The organism is Lysinibacillus sp. UGB7 (assembly GCF_049058285.1).
Classification (GTDB): domain Bacteria; phylum Bacillota; class Bacilli; order Bacillales_A; family Planococcaceae; genus Lysinibacillus; species Lysinibacillus sphaericus_B.
Window position 1 is genome coordinate 17,983 of the sequence record NZ_JBMGUV010000045.1, and the last position, 19,800, is coordinate 37,782.

The 19,800-nt window shown below is 39.5% G+C and carries 21 protein-coding genes; 7 read left to right on the plus strand and 14 right to left on the minus strand.

What is annotated here, in order from left to right; translation table 11 throughout:
* Positions 1-64: 64 nt before the first annotated feature.
* The 3 genes from ACOMCU_RS25360 to ACOMCU_RS25370 are packed head-to-tail and all read left to right on the plus strand — an operon-like array spanning position 65 to position 3,569.
* Positions 65-1,813 (plus strand): ABC transporter ATP-binding protein, encoded by a 1,749-nt coding sequence (locus ACOMCU_RS25360; RefSeq protein ID WP_010858908.1) that lies wholly within the window; start codon positions 65-67, stop codon positions 1,811-1,813.
* A gap of 20 nt (positions 1,814-1,833) precedes the next feature.
* The gene (locus tag ACOMCU_RS25365) at positions 1,834-2,511 is read left to right on the plus strand and encodes a response regulator transcription factor (RefSeq protein ID WP_010858907.1); all 678 of its coding nucleotides are present in this window, start codon (positions 1,834-1,836) and stop codon (positions 2,509-2,511) included.
* Complete coding sequence (locus ACOMCU_RS25370; protein WP_010858906.1) at positions 2,508-3,569, plus strand: sensor histidine kinase; 1,062 nt, start codon at positions 2,508-2,510, stop codon at positions 3,567-3,569. Before ACOMCU_RS25365 ends, ACOMCU_RS25370 begins: the two co-directional genes overlap by 4 nt.
* 57 nt (positions 3,570-3,626) lie before the next feature.
* Here ACOMCU_RS25370 and ACOMCU_RS25375 read toward each other — a convergent pair whose 3' ends face one another.
* The gene (locus ACOMCU_RS25375) at positions 3,627-4,214 is read right to left on the minus strand and encodes an NAD(P)H-dependent oxidoreductase (protein WP_010858905.1); all 588 of its coding nucleotides are present in this window, start codon (positions 4,212-4,214) and stop codon (positions 3,627-3,629) included.
* Positions 4,215-4,332: 118 nt separating this feature from the next.
* On the opposite strand from ACOMCU_RS25375, the gene ACOMCU_RS25380 reads away from it, so the two are divergent.
* Positions 4,333-4,770 carry a MarR family winged helix-turn-helix transcriptional regulator gene (locus ACOMCU_RS25380; protein ID WP_010858904.1) on the plus strand — a complete coding sequence of 146 codons (438 nt, stop codon included), beginning with the start codon at positions 4,333-4,335 and terminating at the stop codon, positions 4,768-4,770.
* A gap of 337 nt (positions 4,771-5,107) precedes the next feature.
* On the opposite strand, the gene ACOMCU_RS25385 is transcribed toward ACOMCU_RS25380, so the two are convergent.
* From ACOMCU_RS25385 to ACOMCU_RS25400, 4 genes are all read right to left on the minus strand, one after another.
* Positions 5,108-5,575, minus strand: a complete 468-nt coding sequence (locus ACOMCU_RS25385; protein ID WP_010858903.1) for an NUDIX domain-containing protein — start codon at positions 5,573-5,575, stop codon at positions 5,108-5,110.
* 65 nt (positions 5,576-5,640) lie between these two features.
* The gene (locus ACOMCU_RS25390; RefSeq protein WP_421051873.1) at positions 5,641-6,144 is read right to left on the minus strand and encodes a GrpB family protein; all 504 of its coding nucleotides are present in this window, start codon (positions 6,142-6,144) and stop codon (positions 5,641-5,643) included.
* Positions 6,145-6,157: 13 nt separating this feature from the next.
* Positions 6,158-6,577, minus strand: a complete 420-nt coding sequence (locus tag ACOMCU_RS25395) for a GNAT family N-acetyltransferase (protein WP_010858900.1) — start codon at positions 6,575-6,577, stop codon at positions 6,158-6,160.
* 182 nt (positions 6,578-6,759) lie between these two features.
* The gene (locus ACOMCU_RS25400) at positions 6,760-7,620 is read right to left on the minus strand and encodes a GNAT family N-acetyltransferase (protein ID WP_421051874.1); all 861 of its coding nucleotides are present in this window, start codon (positions 7,618-7,620) and stop codon (positions 6,760-6,762) included.
* A gap of 321 nt (positions 7,621-7,941) precedes the next feature.
* Between ACOMCU_RS25400 and ACOMCU_RS25405 the strand changes: the two genes are divergently transcribed.
* Complete coding sequence (locus tag ACOMCU_RS25405) at positions 7,942-8,706, plus strand: YqcI/YcgG family protein (RefSeq protein ID WP_010858898.1); 765 nt, start codon at positions 7,942-7,944, stop codon at positions 8,704-8,706.
* Between the two features lie 9 nt (positions 8,707-8,715).
* On the opposite strand, the gene ACOMCU_RS25410 is transcribed toward ACOMCU_RS25405, so the two are convergent.
* The 6 genes from ACOMCU_RS25410 to ACOMCU_RS25435 form a co-directional block, all read right to left on the minus strand.
* Positions 8,716-10,041, minus strand: coding sequence for an amino acid permease (locus tag ACOMCU_RS25410; protein ID WP_421051875.1), 1,326 nt, complete (start codon positions 10,039-10,041; stop codon positions 8,716-8,718).
* Between the two features lie 29 nt (positions 10,042-10,070).
* Positions 10,071-11,039, minus strand: a complete 969-nt coding sequence (locus tag ACOMCU_RS25415; RefSeq protein WP_421051876.1) for an arginine deiminase family protein — start codon at positions 11,037-11,039, stop codon at positions 10,071-10,073.
* 438 nt (positions 11,040-11,477) lie between these two features.
* Entirely contained in the window at positions 11,478-12,506 is a 1,029-nt protein-coding gene (gene splB / locus ACOMCU_RS25420; protein ID WP_010858895.1) for a spore photoproduct lyase, read from the minus strand.
* Between the two features lie 12 nt (positions 12,507-12,518).
* Positions 12,519-12,743, minus strand: a complete 225-nt coding sequence (locus ACOMCU_RS25425; protein WP_010858894.1) for a transcriptional regulator SplA domain-containing protein — start codon at positions 12,741-12,743, stop codon at positions 12,519-12,521.
* A 166-nt stretch (positions 12,744-12,909) separates the two neighbouring features.
* Positions 12,910-13,491: a TetR/AcrR family transcriptional regulator gene (locus ACOMCU_RS25430; protein WP_010858893.1), complete on the minus strand. Its 582-nt coding sequence runs from the start codon at positions 13,489-13,491 to the stop codon at positions 12,910-12,912.
* 14 nt (positions 13,492-13,505) lie between these two features.
* Positions 13,506-14,222 carry an MBL fold metallo-hydrolase gene (locus ACOMCU_RS25435; protein ID WP_421051877.1) on the minus strand — a complete coding sequence of 239 codons (717 nt, stop codon included), beginning with the start codon at positions 14,220-14,222 and terminating at the stop codon, positions 13,506-13,508.
* Positions 14,223-14,549: 327 nt separating this feature from the next.
* On the opposite strand from ACOMCU_RS25435, the gene ACOMCU_RS25440 reads away from it, so the two are divergent.
* Positions 14,550-15,938, plus strand: a complete 1,389-nt coding sequence (locus ACOMCU_RS25440) for a TldD/PmbA family protein (RefSeq protein ID WP_421051878.1) — start codon at positions 14,550-14,552, stop codon at positions 15,936-15,938.
* Positions 15,939-15,941: 3 nt separating this feature from the next.
* Complete coding sequence (locus ACOMCU_RS25445) at positions 15,942-17,285, plus strand: TldD/PmbA family protein (RefSeq protein WP_421051880.1); 1,344 nt, start codon at positions 15,942-15,944, stop codon at positions 17,283-17,285.
* A gap of 105 nt (positions 17,286-17,390) precedes the next feature.
* On the opposite strand, the gene ACOMCU_RS25450 is transcribed toward ACOMCU_RS25445, so the two are convergent.
* From ACOMCU_RS25450 to ACOMCU_RS25460, 3 genes are all read right to left on the minus strand, one after another.
* A complete protein-coding gene (locus tag ACOMCU_RS25450) occupies positions 17,391-17,900 on the minus strand; it encodes a QueT transporter family protein (protein ID WP_010858889.1) in 510 nt (169 codons plus the stop codon).
* A 152-nt stretch (positions 17,901-18,052) separates the two neighbouring features.
* The gene (locus ACOMCU_RS25455) at positions 18,053-18,808 is read right to left on the minus strand and encodes a 3-oxoacyl-ACP reductase (RefSeq protein ID WP_010858888.1); all 756 of its coding nucleotides are present in this window, start codon (positions 18,806-18,808) and stop codon (positions 18,053-18,055) included.
* 499 nt (positions 18,809-19,307) lie between these two features.
* A complete protein-coding gene (locus ACOMCU_RS25460) occupies positions 19,308-19,529 on the minus strand; it encodes a DUF2829 domain-containing protein (RefSeq protein WP_421051881.1) in 222 nt (73 codons plus the stop codon).
* Positions 19,530-19,800 lie beyond the last annotated feature (271 nt).

A 19,800-nucleotide genomic window follows, 5' to 3' on the forward strand; every position in this document is an offset into this window, starting at 1 on the left:
TTATAGTAATGAACATAGCAGTACTAAACGTTTGCTTTAGGAAAACCGAGGAGGATTTTGAATCATGAAAGAAACAAAAAAGGAAGCTAAATCAACAGATTGGCGACGATTTATACGTCTTATAAAACAAGCAGAACCCCCCAAGCTGCTTTTAATCATTGCCTTATGTATGAGTTTAGCGACTACTGGTGTTGGCTTTATCGTTCCATTATTCACCAAAAAACTGGTGGATGGCTTTTCATTAGAGTCCCTTAATTATTGGCAAATTATTTTATTAGGTGTCGCATTTATCACACAGGCCATCGCGAGTGGACTTTCTATCTATTTTTTAAACCGTGTTGGTCACCAAGTTGTTGCGAAATTGAGAGATCAGTTATGGCGAAAGTTACTGCACTTACCAATCCCTTATTATGATAATAATGATACAGGTGAAACGTTGAGTCGCGTAACGAATGATACAGCAGTGGTTAAGGAGCTCATTACTGAACATCTTGCCAACTGTTTAACAGGTGTTATTTCTATTGTTGGTTCCGTGATTATCCTATTATTTTTAGATTGGAAAATGACATTAGTCATGCTAATAGCTGTTCCTGTAGCAATGGTTATTTTGATGTTATTAGGGAAGCGCATGTTTGTGATTTCAAAAGGTATGCAAGACGAAACGGCGAAGTTTACAGCGGTATTAAATCAAGTATTGCCAGAAACACGCTTAGTGAAGGCTTCTAATGCCGAAACCATTGAATACGAACGTGGTAAAAAAGGCATTACCAATTTATTTAACTTTGGCTTAAAAGAAGCAAAAATCCATGCACTGATTTCACCGTTAATTTCCTTTGTACTGATGTCTGTACTCGTTGCGATAATCGGCTATGGTGGTGTGCGTGTTTCTTCTGGTGAGCTCACAGCTGGCGACATGGTAGCGTTTATTTTATATTTAATTCAAATCATCATGCCAATGACGCAATTAACAATGTTCTTCACACAATTGCAAAAAGCGATGGGTGCCACAGAACGCATCAGTGCCTTACTTGAACACGAAGAAGAAGATATTTATGAGGGGCAACAATTAGCGACAGTCAAGGACCCGATTCATGTGAAAAATGTAGACTTTGCTTATGGTGAGGAAGCCATATTATCTGCTATCAATTTCACCATTGAGCCAGGTAAAGTAACAGCTATTGTTGGGCCTAGTGGCGGAGGAAAGACGACGACTTTCTCCCTATTAGAACGATATTATCGCCCTACTAAAGGAATCATTACACTTGGAGATACACCGATTGAAACATTCTCCTTACATTCTTGGAGAAGCCTGATTGGCTATGTCGCACAAGAAAGTGCACTGATTTCTGGAACAATTCGCGAAAATATTTGCTATGGCATCGGCAGAGACATTCCAGATGATGAACTTCAGAAAGTGATAACAATGGCTTATGCCGATCAGTTTATTGATGAACTACCCGATAAATATGAAACAGAAGTCGGCGAACGTGGCATTAAACTATCCGGTGGACAACGACAACGGATTGCCATAGCACGCGCATTACTGCGTGATCCGCAAATTTTAATGTTAGATGAAGCAACCTCTAGTCTTGATAGTAAGTCAGAAATTTATGTTCAAAAAGCATTGGATAATTTAATGCAAGGCAGAACGACTGTTGTCATTGCGCACCGCCTTTCTACCGTAGTAGATGCCGATCAAATACTATTTGTTGAGAAAGGACATATTACCGGTAGTGGCACCCATGAATCGTTATTTAAAACACACGACATGTACAGAGAGTTTGCCAAACAGCAATTACGTATAAAAGAGTAAAGACGAAGGGATTTGTTATCATGACAAAACTATTAGTTGTGGATGATGATAATCACATTAGAGAATTAGTCAAAGTATTTTTACAAAATGAAGGCTTAGAAATAGTAGAAGCTGTGGACGGTGTAGACGCACTGTCCAAGCTTGAAACGGAAAAAGTGGATATGGTTATTATGGACATTATGATGCCGAATATGGACGGCTGGGAGCTATGCAAGGAAATACGGCACGATAACAACGACTTACCCATCTTAATGTTGACAGCAAAGGGCGAAACCGCTCAAAAAGTAAAAGGATTCAACCTCGGCTCAGATGATTATCTTGTTAAGCCATTTGAACCAGCTGAGTTAATCGTTCGCGTAAAATCCATTCTAAAGCGCTATCATATTTCCTTATCGCAAACTGTGGAAATTGGCAACGTTAAAATGAATCGTAATACGTACGAACTCGTGTATGATGGCGAGCATATTACACTGCGCTTAAAGGAATTCGACCTTTTATTTACGTTAGCAAGTTATGCTGGGAAGACATTCTCCCGAGACCAGTTAATAGAAGAGATTTGGGGATTTGACTATGAGGGTGATGAACGGACAGTGGACGTTCACATCAAAAGACTGCGCGAACGCTTTCCCGAAGAAACAAGTGGATTCGCCATACAGACGATTCGTGGACTCGGTTATCGATTGGAACTGCAATCATGAAATATTGGAAATTCGTCCTCAAGCTGATCATGGTACTGACTGTTTTTCTATTGGCCAATATATTATTTGCGTTTATGGCCTTTCATATCACTTCTTGGATCTACAGTTGGTTCGGAAAACACCCTCAGGGATTTTGGCTGCAGTTAAATACCGTAATTGCTGTATTTGTGCTCTTCGCCTGCTCAGCTGCCGTCATTTTTTTACTGGGGTTAAAAAAACAGCGTAATTATTGGGATACTATTGTCGATGCCATCGGGCGCATTGCCAAAGGGGATTTTAGTGTTCAATTAGATATCAAGTCAGATGAGGATAATGATCATTTTGGCCAACTCATTAGTGGTATTAACAATATGGCTGTAGAGTTAGGTGAATTAGAACGAATGCGGCAAGAATTTATCTCGAATGTTTCCCATGAAATTCAATCACCCCTCACCTCTATAAATGGCTTTGCCAAGGCATTGAAAAACATGAACTTATCGGAGGACAAACGGCATCACTATTTAGAAATCATCGAAATGGAAAGTCATCGGTTATCGAAGATTAGTGATAATTTACTAAAGCTCACGTCACTAGAATCTCAACATCCCCCATTCGAACCTAAGCTTTATCGGCTAGATAAGCAACTCCGAAATGTTGTGTTATCTCTTGAACCCAGTTGGTTAGGCAAAAATATTACCATGGCTATTCAATTGAAAAACGTATCGATTATGGCGGATGAGGACTTGATGAATCAAGTATGGATGAATTTGCTTACCAATAGCATAAAATTCACACCGAATGATGGCCAGATTAACATTTCAATGACTTCTCAAAATAATACTGTGACCGTTATGATTGCGGATAATGGTATCGGACTGACCGAAGAACAACAAAAGCATATTTTTGAACGTTTTTATAAAGCAGATCAATCGCGGGTTGCTACAAATGGCGGCAGCGGCCTCGGATTATCCATTGTAAAAAAAATACTCGATATGCATCACGGTAACATCACGGTTCAAAGTAAGCTTGCCGAACATACAACATTTACTATTACACTGCCCCTGGAAGGTATAAAATGAACATGAAAGCAGACGTTGCGACATTCTTTTGGCATCGTCTGCTTTTATCATCACTTACTAGGAAGCTACTTTTCTAAAATACTGATAGATTTTTTCTAATTTTTTGTGTTGACCTCCTTTTTTACTCTCCATATTGCCAAATTCAAAGAACTTCACTTTCTTAATCCCTACGAAATTAAATAAAGCCTTTCTCATCAAAACTTTATGGGCATTATTCAGCCATAAAAGCGGATATTTTGCAGGACCCTTCATAGTAGATACGCAGACGACTGATTTTCCCTTTAGCAGCCCCTCTGGTAATAGTCCCTTCTTATCTCTGTAAGCAAAATTGGCCGCAAATAATTGATCAATATAGCCCAGAAGCATTGCTGGGGGTCTTCCCCACCATATCGGATACACAAAGACAATTTTGTCGGCCCACGTAAGTTGTTCTCTATATTTTTCTAGCTTAGGATCACGATACATATCACGGCGACGCTTGTGTTCATTAAATTCTAAGATTGGATTAAAATTTTCTTCATATAAATCGAGGACCTGTAATTCGGTTATGTACGGATTTTCGTTACAGCCTTTGATGACCTCCTGTAAAAAGGCGAAGTTCAAGCTTTTATGATTGGGATACGTGTAAATAATTAATGTTTTCATAACATCCTCCATTACTTATCATTTGATAACTAAATAATACCCTCCTTTTATTTAGTTGTCAAATGATAATTGTTTTAGGATAAGTTATTTGTTATCTTGTCAATAAGAGGTGAGTACTATGGACAAGAAATCATTATTCAATCAATTTGTCACGTTTACAACTGCCGTTCATGAAGTAACACATGATTTAACACAAAACGTTAACATCGACACCGTTACGCCGGTTCAATATAAAATTCTGGAATATATAAAAGTAAGCCAGCCTGTCACGCCTACTGAAATCAGTGATTGCCAGCATATGTCGTTGCCTAATACAAGCCGTGAGCTCAAGAAACTACTAGAAAAAAATCTAATCCAAAAAATTACTGATACCGAGGACCGCAGAAAACAATATATTTGTCTTACGAATGATGGAGAAAATATGATGAATGAGGCTTTTGCCTGTGTTGAAGCACGTTTTCAACAGCTTATGCAAAATGTTTCGGAGGAAGATTTAGCGGAAATTCATCATGCATTAAATGTACTACAAAGTAAGGTATTCAATCGTCAAAAATAGACCACAATGCCTCAAAATTATCGTTAAAAAAAATTAAAAGAATCCATTTTGAAAAATCAAAGTGGATTCTTTTATGTTATCGTTGAATAAGACCATTGATGTTCACTGCGGGTGGAACCAAGCCGCTTCCATCATTTTGCTCAGTCCAGGACTCAACTGTCCCGCTCTACCCGCTACGTTCCACTCACGCTTTCGTAGCCAATAGGATTCGGAAGCGTTGCCCCTTCCGTTCCAATCCACTGACTACGTACATATCACTCAATACAAAACATCCAGATCTATCGTATCGAATTCACAATACTTTTACGGTCAGATGCCTTGATGACAAAACAGCTTCTTAATTTACATCGCCTAAATAAATCGGAGACTTTTGATTATTAACATGCTGTATTATGCACTTTCTTAGTTCTTTAGGATAGATCCGATATTGCAGTAAATCATGAATAGGTAACCATTCTACCCCAACCTGATGGCTATCTGGATTTGTTGGTATTTTGGTATGGTCCCTGTCATCAATTAGGTTGCACAGAAAATAATACTCAACTTGGTGCACATCAAAATCAAAGGAAGCATGCTCGTGGTTTTTTCCTATATAATCCCGAATATGAAGTAGCTCACCCATTGCTACTTCCTGTCCTATTTCTTCCACACATTCTCTTACTAATGCCTGTGGAATGGTTTCGCCATGTTCTTGTCCTCCCCCAGGAAAAAGATAAAAATACCCCTCATTATCCTGATTTTTTGTTAATAATATTTTACCTTCTCCACTAATGATAATAGCCTTGGCTGAGTTTCTAATCGTCATTGTTTGTCCTCCGTTATTTGCTACATTTCTTAAAACCACATTATTTTTAGTTAATTCCTTTTTTTTCATCTAAGTGATTGAGCAACAAGCTGATTGACAAAATCTTCTTTGCCCTTCTGATAGAGATGTGTATCTTCCGGATACTGATTGGCAAGTTTAATTTTTAAATTACCGTATTCTTTTGCTATGTCAGGGTTATTGAATAAGTATGCTTTAAAGTTTAGATGCTTTTCAATATTCTCATGCCCCTGTTGATAAATATGTACATGATGCGTCCTTTTATCTAGGCCTTTAGGGAAGTATCTTCTACCAGCTATTCCGTTTTCCGCTCTTGCGACATACCCTATTGATTGCATTTTATCAGCGTATACATCCACATTTTCAATTTTTTTTACTACGATTAATATATCTATGATTGGTTTTGCGTACCCAATGCATTGAACTGCTGTACTACCTATATGAAATATTTCAAGCAATTCATTGCGAAATATCTCTTTCAGTATTTTCGCTTCTTGATTGTAGGATTCTTCCCAATTTTTTGTCCAAGGAACAATTTCAGTCTTTCTCAAATTCTCAACCCTCCTAGGTAATAATTATTGGTTTTTTATATTCACATAGAAATCGTTCTACACCTGGATACTTCTCTCCTAAACTCGTTATCGTAAAACCGTAGTTTCGATAGAATGCTACGGCATCATGATCCGTCTCTGCAGAAATCAGTGAATATTTATCAGAAATAGAATGTATCATTTTGCTGCCAATACCATGTCCTCTTCGATTGGCAAATACTGCAATGTGTTTAATTTCGCACGCAATTAAACTTATTTGTTCAATCCCGATACACCCCACTACTTCCCCTGCAATGTCAAAACTATATAATGTTCGATTTGATGAAGTTACATATTTTTCATATTCTTGCTCAACTTTATGATGTGAGGTCGCAAGAGATAGCAGGTTGCTTATGGACCGAGGAATTGTCTCGGCATTAACTTTTTTCATCATCAATACTCATCACCTTTTTCCAAAATTAACGGTCAGTAAGACGCCCACATCAAGTGGAAAGTTGAGAACGAGTCAACTAGGTGGACGATCAACTGTTCGTAAAAGCCCGATTGGTTCAACTAACAATCAGTGGGGGCTGAAGAAAACCCCCACTGATTGAAGTTTCACTTTATCAGGCTTTACTATGCTGTAGGTATTACTACTGCATTACACGCTTTTTCATAAAATTCTATCGGACCTGCTCCTCCAATAATCGCATATTCATAGCCGATATCATGCATATCTTTTAAACAATGATGCAGCAAAGAATAGCCGATTCCTTTAACTCTATTAGATTCTGATACACCCATCGGACCAAAATAACATTTTCTATTTTCAAATACATCAAAAGCAGCAAACCCTACTATTTCACCTTTACAATCGAAAGCTATATATACAGAAGGTTCTTCTAACAAAAATGCATTTCTAATAGTTTCTGACCATTGTTTTGAAAATTGATGTTCCACAAAATGAATAAGGTCGTTTGCATCGTTCGGATTAACTTTACGAATTATGGTCGAATTCACTTGTGGAAATGTATAATTGCCAAGGTGCGAAATCATATCTCTGGAGGTCGCCCCAAGGCTTAATAGTAATTTCTTGTTTTCTTCTGAAACAAAATGGTGGTCAAGCATGTTAGTCGTCATTAATGCTTTGAGTAAGTGGCCTTCATTCATGTAGACTTGCTTATATCTCTTCATATATCGAAAAGCCACTTCCAAGACTGTTAACACTTCTTCTGTTACTGGAACATTGAAAAAGTTACATTTTGCGGTATTTTGATTTGAATCCTTACACAGCTCATCTGCCAAAATCCTCAAAGAAGCTACCTCTAAGGTGCACTTCAATGAAATTTCCCCAAGTGCTCCGCCTTTTTCATCCAAACAAGCAATCAGTAAATGAACCGGTTGTAACATTTTATATTTTGACAATTCCGCTTCCTTTTCTGCCCTTGTCATGATGCTTAACATACGATTTGTTACTTTCACAATCGATTGAGCCAATTTTACCTTCACCCTTTCAAGCAATCTCGCTATTTACTTTGTCAAACCAGTGAGTAACCCTGAACTTTTATTCTTCTATTATTCCTTCTTCTACCCTGTTCATGATACGATAAGTAAAACCGAAATAATCATTTACTACCATCTTAGTGTAATTTTAACATCACTGAATCATTCGTTAAACAAGCAATGTAGAGCGTAGTGTTGTGCTCAAGATTTCCATAAGCAAGCATATGTAGTTATTTTTTTAATAATTACGTGTGAGTCGTCACCCAATAAGTTCTTCATTAATAGTCTAAGGATGTATAGAAGGAGGAGACTCAAGTGGGTGCAGTTTTAGAAAAGCATTGGTTAGACAAACATTCGGAAACCCTCCCCATATGGCAGCAGACCGCTTATAAAGCCTTCTCTGCCATGATTGCTGATGACGCCAACACGTTCCCTTGTATCCCAGCAAGAAAGGGCTATTTATCGAATGAGCTGCGATATGGTTTTGTTGGAGATCCACGAGAGGTTCATAGCGCAAAAGAATTAGCAGATTGCTTAAAGGCGTACGATCTATGCGCGCGAACCTCAGGGAGATTTACCTCACTGGCTATTTTTTTTGAAACACCTGAAGAGCTACTTAAAGGCTATGAGGTAGAGGATTATCGACAATTGTTTTGGTCTGTTTTAAACAGATTAACCACATTTGATGACAAGGATTGGCCAGCAGATATTCCGTCAGACCCATCCCATTATGAATGGGAATTTTGCTTTAACGGTGAGCCTTATTTTGTATTTTGTGCTACGCCGGCTCATCAATTACGTAAAAGCCGTTCCTTTCCCACTCTGTTCATGGCATTTCAGCCACGCTGGGTGTTTGCGGACATGAACGACTCGACTGTCTTCGGACGCAAATTAAAAAAATTAATACGCAAGCGCATTGATGCCTATGATGCCATTCCAGGTCATCCCGATTTAAAATGGTATGGGCAAGCAGACAATCACGAATGGAAACAATATTTTATCAGTGATGATGAACGTAGTCCAGCTACATGTCCATTTTTTAAGATGCAACAGGAACTCAAGTTTCCACCGCGGGAGTAACAGCCGTCATCAAGTACGCTGATGATTTCGCCATTTTTTCATCTTGAACATGGTTGCGATTCCGATAATGACTATGAAAAGCAGACTCACAAAAAACCCGAGTCTGCTTGTTTTCTCGCCTAACGTGCCGGATACAGTGACCACTATCAATACCATACCTATGCCATTTTTCATGTGTTGCACTGTCGTTAAATCCATAAGCTTTGCATACGTCACTAAAATAAAGAGCCAATTATAAATCAGCATCAGGCCGGCAGCTGTTATGAAATATTCAAAGATCTTTTCCGGTATTAAAAACCCGATGACAATGGCGAAGAGTAAACCACCTGTTATAAAGAGAAACGCAGGAAACGGGACATTCATTCTCCCTTTTTTGGCTAGACAAGCTGGTGCATCTTGATCTTCTGCAAGGGTCGTTATGATTGTCAGTACAGCATACAAGGAAGCCACCATTGTGGAGAAACCTGCAATGATTAAAATGCCATTAATGATGTCCGTTACATATGGAATGTGATAATTTTCAAGTGCCGTAATAAACGGACTTTCATCCACATGAAACGCTCCCCAAGGAACAAGCGTAAGTGCAAAGGCAATCGCCATAACATAAATCGTAGTTAGTACAACAATCATCACTTTTCCAGCTTTAGGCGCTTGTTTGGGATCTTTTAAATCAATGACTAATAGCCCCATCACTTCGATTCCACCAAAAGCATAAAATGCATACAATAATCCAAGCCATATTCCTTTGACACCCTCTGAAAAGAAGCTCTGATAGTTTTCCATGAAAGCATCTAGTTGTCTTGGTTCACTGTTGAACCCTTTTATCACGAGCATGACAGCTACAACAATAAACACGACAATGGCAGCGGTTTTCAGCACACCAAAGATATTTTGAAAATTTTCAAAACCCTTCATACCCGTAAGAATGACAAATAATCCAAGTACGGCATAAATGGACGTCGCAATCCATAACGGCAGGCTCGGAAACCAAAACTGTGTAAAGATTCCTAATGCCATCAGCTGACTTCCCATAATCAGCATTTCAGACATCAAATAAAGCCATCCATTGCTAAATCCAGCCCACTTGCCAAATGCTTGTTTGGCATAAGTACGGAAAGATCCCTTATCCGGATTGTCGACAGACATCTTCACAAGTGCTTCATAGACGAGGTAGGTGCCAATTGCCGCTACTAAAAAAGGGATTAACACTGCTGGACCACTTTTCTCGATAGCCATACTTGTCCCAAGAAAAAAGCCTGTCCCTAATGTGCAACCCACTCCGAGAAGTGACAGTTGCCACCAGGACATACGACCTTTGCTTGTTTTTGATGCCATTAGAATCACTCCGATGCCTGTAAGATGAATTACTTCTTCCTCAATAATGGTAGGGTCATACAGCGAATACCGCCGCCGCCTTTTTCGAGTTCCGTCACTTCAATTTCAATAATATTTTTCTTTTGTAATTTTGGATGATTTTTAAATAATTGCTTGGTTGCTTTCTTACTAATCAATAGTGTTTCTGGATCAAGGTTCAGAAAGTTAATATCAGGAATCGTATTATATTTGTCAAGCCAATAGACATCAAAGCCGTGGTGCTTGAGAAATGTCGCTGTCATATCAAAACGTGATGATTGTGCCGTCAATACATGGATTGGAAAATAACGCATAAAGCTCTTGGCCATGACGAGATCATCATGTGCCACATTGCAGTTCATATCTAAATGGAGTGTATCCGAGCTTCGAGGCAAATCAATAATGCCGATTTCAGCAAAACCCGCTTCGAAGATTTTCTCCTTTACACGCTCCACTCCTTCTATTGTAGTTCGTACACCGATATTCATAAGCACAGCGTCTTTATTGAGAATCAGTACATCCCCAAACTCCAATGCTTTTCGCGGGTCTTTGATGTGTGTAAAGCTTTTAGGAAACCAATTTTCCAGTAGTGCTTGCGCTTGAACATACTCAGGGCGTCTCATCGAAATGCCCGCTTCTCCCGGTAACATCATGTTGCCAAAGACACAGGCTAAATCACGAACAAAATACCGATTCAGGAGCTGATCACTTAGTTGCTGTGCATCCGCTGTTAGTTCCTTTGAATAATCGATGACCTTCACCCCTGCATGTTGTAAAGCACCTTTAAATTCCATGAAATTCTCCATTGCTTTTGCATGATGTACAGAAGCGCTCCATTGCACATGTTCTGCGGTTTTTAAATCTGGCACATCCAATTTAGAGGGCGCACAAAGCATTACAACCTCAAGCTCCTCGTGCTCTGACCAACAGTTTGGTTGAAATGAGTACAGTGTAATCTCCCCTTTTTTGACCTTATCCATTTAGGCTTACCATCGACAATAGGATTATACAGTACTTGTAGCAGCAATCCGCGAAAAAGCACATCACCAGATTAAAGACAAAAGGTTTCAAAAATGCTGGGCACTCCCGAGACCTTTTGATTTTTCTGAGGTTTTTCGTTCAAAATGTGTGTTGGTCAAGTAAAGTCAGTGTCTCTTATGAGCAATTACGCCGTTTGTGTTTCTCGCCATTCGAGCGTATCTGCAGTTGACCTAAGGGATTAGTGATTGATCGTGTTCATTTTGTAAGACAGCGAGACTCCTGCGAAAAAACGACTAGCTAAGAAGCGTAGCGAAGGAAGAGGCTCGCTGGTACATCCGCGAAAAGCGATTGGCCTATTCCGGACCTGATTATTTTTACTTAAAAAGACTGTAGGCAAACTCAATTTTTTTGCCGAGTTTGTCTACAGTGTGAGCACATCAAGTAAAATATTCTAATTTCGCATTAGGAAAAAATTTTTTCATATAGCCGTAAAGATGCTCTTTTATGTCTGCTTCTTCCTCTTTTTGATAGATATATTTACCAATCCCATACTTGCCCCACTTATACCTTCGCACAGTCTCATCCAACTCTAACTTTGTCATGGGGTAGTTTTTTTCAATCACTCTTTTAGCAGGCTTTGTAAATCGATGCTGAATAAATTCGAACGTGATATCATCCCGTGCATCTTGCGGTAATTCCGCATCCAGCCGCTCAAACATATGATAATAGCCTTGTTCCCAACCTTCATGAAGATAAATGGGCGCTACGATAAAACCAAGTGGATAACCAGCCCTCGCTACTTTTCCCGCAGCTTCTATACGTTTATCTAATGGTGAGGTGCCTGGCTCAAAGTTGTTGATGACATAATCGGCATTGACACTAAAACGAAATCTAGTTTTGCCATTATGCTTGGCATCTAGTAAATGGTCCACATGATGAAATTTTGTCACAAAGCGCAATTGGCCTAATTCACTTTGACCAAAATGCTCAATCGCCCTTTTCAACGTATGTGTTAAGTGATCAATCCCCACAATATCAGACGTACACGATGCTTCAAATCGTGTAATTTCAGGAGCTCGCTCAGCCATATAGTGATCAGCTGCCTGAAGAATTTCATCTACATTGACATACGTGCGGATATACGGCTTACTCCCCATCGTTGTTTGCAAATAACAATAATGACAATGCCCCATGCACCCTGTCGCAAAGGGAATGGCATATTCCGCTGAAGGTTTGGATGTATCAAACTTCAACGTTTTTCGAATGCCGATAACAAGGGTGGACTTAGCAATCCGGTACTTTTGCAAATCATTGTCACCTGGCAGATTGCGTACCTGATTATGAGAAGTCGTATAGCGAATTTCCACGCCCATGTTGTCGAATTTCTCTTTCAGCTCTTGACCAAGCGGATAATCTAGTGCATCTGGCTCAAAATAAACAAGCTGGGGTGTAAATGGTTTTTTCATGTGGGCCCTCCATCAATGAAAATACTGATGATACGCCTGTTCCGCATCCATTTCACTTGCAAATACCACAAGATCATTCGTTAAAGGATAATACGTTTCAAACAGAAAAAGCGCTAATTCATTTGGATTATCTGGACTATTTACCACCGCAGCTTCCTGTATATTCGCTACATCCTGAATATGTGGATTCCGATAAAAAATATAGACAATGTCTCCTGCATTATAGTCGTTGTGCATGTACTCACCTTCCCATGTCATTTCCATTAGTTTGGCTAAAGATGAGTAGAATTATGTCATGACTTAAAGAACTAGATTAACAGTAGCTACTTTCATGACAGTGAACATCGCTTTCTCCCATTAAACAGTAAGGTCAGTACTCAATACAACGCATACCAAAACAATCTTAGCCTTCTTCGTTGGATCCAACTGCATGAATGCCTTCAATAAAGGTATTTATGAGGATTGAAAAACTTTTATTAATATCAAGTGGCATCCCAAATCCGCCCATCTGTTCAATGGAAGTGAATCCATGTAAAATACTTCGTAATCCTCTAACCATATGAATCGCCATTTCTTCTTGCAATTTATAGGCATCTAGTACTTGAACTACAAGTTGCACAACAGCTTCCTGGGCTTGCTGTAACTCAAGATCGTCTGCATCTGGAAAACGCGTGCTAGCATCATAAAGCCCCGGATGCATTCTTACAAATTGTATATAAGCTTGACTAATTGCACGGATGGCATCATCACCTGAGCGTCCCACCGCAGATTGAAGCATGGTTTCATTGAGCTTTTTTAGTCCTTGAATAGCTAGTTTTTGCTTTAATCCATCTAAACTATCTAAATGGTTATATAAAGAAGGTGGTCGCACTGTCAATTTTTCAGCTAATAACCCGATTGAAAGTTGGTCTACCCCATATTCATCTACTAACACTGTTGCCTGTTGTAAAATAATCGATAAATCTAATTTTATACGTCGAGCCATGTTATTTTCACTTCCTATTTCGATTGTAAAAATGCTATTTCTGCTTGTGCGATAGCCCTATCCAAAAGTTGCTGTGGTTGCTGTAACATCTTTCCATGACCAACAGCGAGTAAGTTTGGTTTATATTCACTTAATTTTTTGGCACTTTCTAGAGCTGTGTTTTTATCCCACGTAGCTAGAGCAGGAAACGGGAACAGCGGATTCATCATGCCCGATACTACCAGCTTCCCTCTAGTTATGAGTGCATCACCAGCAATTAAGCTTCTATTACGTGTATCGAAAAGTGAGATAGACCCCGGTGTATGACCTGGAGTAGCAATTACTTCTAATGAACCAACACAATCACCTTCTTCTAGTAATACATCTGGTTTGGTTATAATTTTTTTCGGAAGACCGCCACGAATAGGTACGTTTTTTTCATGTGGTAGCAACATAGCGTTTCCTTCCAATAGCAGCGCATCTCTAGAAGAAATGTACACCTGACAATTAGGCAATAATTCTTTTAACGTATCTAGTGCCCCTATATGATCATTATGCGCGTGTGTAATAATGATTTTTGTAATCGGCTTTCCGCTATTCTTAGCCGCATTTAATATACTTTTTGCACTATATGGTAGGGCAGCATCGATAAGTGTAAGCCCGTTTTCTTCTTCTACGAAATAACAATTTACAGGAAATAATCTTGGCATAAATGATAATTGATAAATTGTATCCATCTTTGTAATTTTCATTGTTTACTCTCCTTCTAAAACTAAGGTTATTCACATTTTAACTAATCGTATTAGTTTTTGCAATATTTTGCATTAAAAAATTTCCGAACATCCCAAAACCTGAATCCTTCACTACCTGTTTAGTAACTTAAAATATATAATATTCTATTTGTTCTTTTTCCGAACTTCTTGAAGCACATGGCAATATCATGGAGATTTAAATCCTCTCTTCTTTCATGAAATATTTCTCTAACATCCTATAATTAAATAACCAGAATGCGGAATCTTTCTATTATTCTGTAAATATCTATAATAAGTACGCTATAATTAAGCAAAGGGGGAAGATACATGATTAAACAGTCAGTCATTGAAAATGTACTTGAAGCAGCTCTTACTACAGGTGGTGATTTTTCAGAATTATTCATTGAAGATAAGTATGTGAATTCACTTATGTTACGGGACAACAAAATGGAGCAAAGTATTTCTGGGCGTGATTTCGGCATTGGCATTCGTATTTTTTGTGGTCTCCAAAGCATTTATACTTATACAAACGATATTTCTGAAGAAGGCCTACTAGCAGCGGCAAAAAGAGCCGCACTAGCTATCCAAGGGGGGGCTGCTGGTACCATTCACCCGCTCCAAAAAGAACTCATTACCCCTATTCACAAAATCTTAAAAATCCCAAACAGTGTCGAACATGCAAGAAAAGCTGCCATCATGCACCAGACAAATGACATCGCGCGAAATTATGATGAACGCATCAGTCAGGTTGGTATTCGCTATTTAGATGAAGGACAGCATATTTTAATTGCCAATTCGGAAGGTAAATTTGTTGAAGATACACGTATTTATAGTAGACTCTCCATTCAGGCAACTGCTTGCGAGGGTAACGAAATGCAAACCGGGTTCTACGGTCCTGGTGCACATGCTGGTTTTGAGTTTATTGAAAACCTTGATCTTCAACACTATGCAGGAGAAGCAGCACGTATTGCAGTCACGATGCTTCATGCTGATGAATGTCCAAGCGGCAAATTCCCCGTCATCATTGATAATGAGTTTGGGGGCGTTATTTTCCACGAAGCTTGTGGTCATGGGCTTGAAGCTACAGCAGTCGCACAAAACAATTCCGTTTTCGCCAATCGAATTGGTGAAAAAGTGGCACCCGATATTGTTACATATATTGATGATGGCACTCTTCCTAATGAATGGGGTTCTCTCAATATTGATGATGAAGGGGAAAAATCGCAAAAAAACATCTTAATCGACAAGGGTATTTTGAAAGGTTATCTAATTGATAAATTTAATGCCCGTCGCATGAATACTGCATCCACTGGCTCTTCACGTCGCCAATCTTACCGTTTCAGTCCAACATCGCGTATGACTAACACATATATTGCACCAGGTACATCCACACCAGAAGAAATTATTGCTGCAACCGAATATGGTATATATGCAAAATATATGGGTGGCGGACAAGTAAATCCGTCTACTGGTGACTATAACTTCGCGGTCATGGAAGCCTATACCGTAAAAGATGGTAAAATTGATTGTCCTGTACGCGGTGCAACACTTATTGGAAATGGTGCAAAAACATTACAACGAGTTGATCGTGTCGGAAATAATCTTGCGCATGGTGCAGGCATGTGTGGATCAGTCAGTGGCAGTCTTCCAGTGAATGTCGGTCAACCGATGATTCGTGTTAGTGAAATTACAGTTGGTGGAACAAAGGGGGAATAATTTATGAGAATCGCTGAATTCCAAGACAAACTGCTACAACAAGCGATAGACGCTGATTTTAAAGAAGCGGAAGTCTATTTTGAACGAAAGAAATCATTTGCATGTAAGCTTTATGAAGGACAAATTGATAGCTACGAAACATCTGAAGATGGGGGTCTTAGTCTACGAGGGCTTTTTAACGGGAAAATGGGCTATTCCTATACAGAAAAACTTGATGAAGACTCCATTCCATTTTTAATCGATAGTGCCAAAGCAAATGCAGATATACTTGACGAGGATGAAGGCATCGATATTTTCGAAGGGAGTAGCGAATATGCACGTCACCAATTCTACAGTGAAGAACTAGCGCAAATCGAATTTTCCGATAAAATCGCACTACTACAAGCTATTGAAGATAAAATACGGTCGTATGATCCACGAGTGGTCACGCTTGATTACTGTTTACTGCAAGAGTTTTCAACTGAACGGTCTTTAGTAAATAGTAAGCACCTGTCTTTATCGCAAAAAGAGAATGGCTTAGTTATCTTTATTTCAACAGTTGTCAAAGATGATGACGAATTGAAAACTGCTGGCTACTTGAAAATGACACGTGATTTTTATGCTTTAGATGTCGATGAAATTGCACAAGAAGCAGCCGAGGAAGCACTTGCTAATCTTGGGGAGAAATCTATCCCTTCTGGTAAATATCCAATTATTTTGCGCAACGACGCAACAGCTTCTTTACTTGCAACCTTTATGCCTATATTCTCAGCTGAAAATGCCCAAAAGAATCAATCTTTATTAAAAGGTAAAGTTGGACAGAAAGTGGCTTCCGATGCTTTCACATTGTTTAATGACCCATTTCATCCATGTGCTTTGACTGGGTCAAATTTTGACGGGGAAGGTGTTGCGACAAAACAACAAGCGATTATTTTAAATGGAATTTTGCAAACGCTTCTTCATAACCGAAAAACAGCAAAACTAGAAGGCGGCGAAACTAGCGGACATGCGCATAAGAGTTCTTACAAAAGTACGTTAACAATTGCACCTCAAAATTTATATGTTACACCTGGCAAGCGAACACAACTTGACTTAATAGCTTCCATTTCGGAAGGACTCCTTATTACAGACTTATCCGGTCTTCACTCTGGTACCAATACCATCTCTGGCGACTTTTCTGTTGCAGCAACAGGGTTCCATATCAAAGACGGCAAAATCGTCTCACCTGTTAAGCAGATGACAATCGCTGGGAACTTCTTTGATTTCATGCAAAATATTGAAGAAACCAGCACAGAACTTTATTTCCTTCCAAACGGGTACGGCTCCTCATCCCTTCTTGTGAAAGAGCTTTCCGTTACGGTTGAATAAAACTACATCAAACTATAGCTAGAAAAAGAAATACCGTAGTCAATCTCGATATATTTCGAGATTGACTACGGTCTTACACTATCACTCTTACGAATGTACTTTATATTATTTCGATAAATCAATTTTTTTATTTAATAAATAAATCGTCACACCACCAACAGTCATGGACAATAACTCCCCAACTCCAACCGTAAACCAAGTTGCCCAAAACGGCAGATCATAGAGGATTGTTAATTGACCTGCAACGGTAAACATTGATAAAGCAAAAATCAATGCGGTCACAACCATTTTCACTATATCATTTGATATATTTTTTGTTACTTTCCGGCAAAGAAGTAACACAAGAAATGTCGCAATCCCACCGATGGGTACATCTAAAATCCAAGTGGGTGACATAAAATTGGCCAAGATTACGCCGATTGTCACTGCTACTACATAACGCTTGTTGTATAACGCCAGGTAGTTGAACATTTCCGACAAACGTAGCTGTACAGCCCCAAAACTAATGACTGACAATAAAACAGTTACAGCCACATAAAGGGCCGCGACAAGTGCCGTCTTTGTAAGCTCACTTACAGACGTGCGGGATGAGTCTTTTAAAATAGAACTATTCAATTTTATTCTCCTTTGTAAAATAGCTAATTCGCTATTTTAGTCATAACTACGACCAAAGGAAGAGAGCCTATCGCCCTATCTGAAGTGTCGTAGTGCAAGCTAAATTTTGCTTACTTGCGTATTATAACAGAAGAATTTACTATTGAACAATGTTATTTTGTAAGCCAACCGCCATCAAGCGGTATGATGGCCCCATGCATATAATCAGCTGATTGACTAGCCAAATAAAGTGTTAAACTTGCCACTTCGCTTGGTTGTGCCCAGCGACCCGCAGGCGTTTCATTGGCAACCCATTTTGCCATTTCGCCATCCCCTTCAAAATCTGCTTTGTTCATCGGTGTTTGGATGGCACCAGGTGCAATGGCATTGGCACGAATCCCTTCACGACAATAATCTAAATCTAATTGTTTTGTATAGCCCACAATCGCATGTTTGGAGGCTGTGTAAGCTGCACCTCCACCGCCAGCAACAAGCCCCGCAATAGAGGCCATATTTACGATAATGCCTGATTTTCGCGTTAACATGTGTGGTAATAGCGTATTCGTCACAAAATAAGTACCTTTAACATTGGTATTCATAATTTTATCCCATAGCGCCTCATCCGTATCGAGTGTTTTTGCGAAGCCATCTAACACGCCTGCAGTATTACATAAAATATCCACTTGCTTATATGTTGAAACGGCTTGTTCACACGCTTGCTCTACGTCTTCCTTACTGCAGACACTACCTGACCTATAAGCAAAACGTTCGGGATATCGTTGTTGTAAATTGAATAACCCATGCTCATCCAAATCAAAGCCAAATACATTCGCTCCATTCTCTAAAAATGCAATGGCTTGAGCCTGACCGATACCAGAGGCAGCGCCCGTTACAAAGACTGTCTTACCTGCATATTCTTCAAACTTCATAACATCTCTCCTCATCTATAAAGTGAAACTCGAATCAGTGAGGGTTCTTCATCTCCACTGATTGGTAGTTGAACCAATCGGGCTGTTACGTGCAGTTGTTCGCCAACCTCTTCCTCATGGTGGGCGGCTTACTGACCGTTACTGCGGGATACAGTGAAACTCCAATCAGCAGGAGGGCTTCATCTCCACTGATTGGTAGTTGAACCAATCGGGCTGTTACGTGCAGTTGTTCGCCAACCTCTTCCTCATGGTGGGCGGCTTACTGACCGTTACTGCGGGATACAGTGAAACTCCAACCATTGGGGGTCTTCATCTCCACTGATTGGTAGTTGAACCAATCGGGCTGTTACGGGCAGTTGTTCGCCAACCTCTTCCTCATGGTCGGCGGCTTACTGATCGTTACTGCGGGATACAGTAAACAAAAACTAGCACGTTAGCCTACGCTTACGAAACAGAAAGAAGCCACCTCAACTAACTATTGAGATGACTTCGCTAACGATTAACCTACAATTATCCAATCTTCCGCTAACAAATCGCATACAGTTGGTGTGAACATTGTGTAACCCTCGCCACGTACATTAATTAAAAAATAGGGATTCAAATTCTCGCCATTATGTTCGCTTGGCCCAACAAGCTTCACATACAACTCAGCACCGCCCCAACCATCACGAATTACTTTTTCGCCCGCTTTTAAACGTGGTAATACCTCTTCAAACGTCATCTATACTCATCCTTTTTCTCTATCATTTCAATTCTTCTATACCGAAAAAAGTATACTGGATATCTACAATGTTTACAACTGCAGTGTTTTAAACTCACAATAATCCCTGTAGAAATATAATCACTAACATATCTGGGTTTCTCCTCGGGTAACCCCTGCGAACGCTCAGGTTAAGCCAACTTTCGCTCTGGTATCTCATGCGAACGCTCGGGTGGTGCCAGCCATCGTTCAGGTGACCCAAGATAAGTAGTCCCCTGCCATGAATGTAAAA